The following is a 508-nucleotide window of genomic DNA, read 5'->3' on the forward strand; positions in this document are numbered from 1 at the left end:
TTCCAGGCACCCGGTTCGGTCTTGTCCGCCAGGAAGCACAGCACCGGCTCGGACGGCCGTTCGACGAACTCGAGCTCGGCGTAGCCGGGGCCCATGCCACGCAGGTTGCCGGAAAACGCGTCGGAGAGCAGGTCCTGCCCGGCGCCGTAGAGCCCGAGGTCCCGGGCGACCTGCGTGGTCGCGCGGAAGACATCCCAGGCGAACGAGTGCACCGCCACCGCGTCCGGGCCATGCGCATGGGTCATGATCAGGGAGAGGTCGTCGCCGCAGGTCGCGACGGTACCGTCGAGCAGCAGGTCGCCGCGCGCCGCGTCGACCCGCCGGGTGGCTTCGGCGACCATGTCGGGGTGGACGGCGGAATGGCCCACGAACCCGCCGGTGTCGGCCTTGATGATGCTGAGTGTTGGCATGACCGTTACCTCCTCGTGCGAGTGGGCCTGGTCGTCCAGATGTCGTCAGGATGTTTGAAGCCCTACCCGGTTGGGCGGGTGGCAGTCCCGTTGCATAA

1 protein-coding gene is annotated in these 508 nt (G+C 68.5%); it reads right to left on the reverse strand.

Annotation, left to right across the window (positions count from 1 at the left end):
- A partial coding sequence (locus tag ACY45C_RS11980; RefSeq protein WP_462187691.1) for a fructose 1,6-bisphosphatase occupies positions 1-410 on the reverse strand: 410 nt, incomplete at its 3' end.
- Positions 411-508 lie beyond the last annotated feature (98 nt).

Source organism: Frankia sp. CcWB2 (assembly GCF_977927585.1).